The 258-nt window shown below is 42.6% G+C and carries 1 protein-coding gene; it reads left to right on the forward strand.

The window, feature by feature from the left end; all coding sequences use genetic code 11:
- Nucleotides 1-258 (forward strand): hydrogen gas-evolving membrane-bound hydrogenase subunit E (mbhE, locus tag AAEY98_RS22480; RefSeq protein ID WP_351019832.1); only part of this gene is annotated, 258 nt, incomplete at both ends.

Genomic DNA, 258 nt, shown 5'->3' on the forward strand with positions numbered 1-258 from the left:
TTTCGGCACCAGACTTAGCCTTAACGCAATTAACGGTAGAAGTGGCAACAATAATACTACTTATGTTGGCATTGTTTTTCTTACCGCAAAGCACCCCAAGAGAATCAAGCTCATTGCGTATATTACGTGATTTAAGTATTGCCTCGACAGTGGGCGTGGTTATAGCCAGTATTTGTTACGCTTTGCTTACTCGTCCGCTTGATTCTATTTCTGACTTTTTTATTGCCAATGCCAAAACCGGTGGTGGCGGTACCAATG

This window comes from Shewanella sp. AC91-MNA-CIBAN-0169, assembly GCF_040310165.1.
Classification (GTDB): Bacteria; Pseudomonadota; Gammaproteobacteria; order Enterobacterales; family Shewanellaceae; genus Shewanella.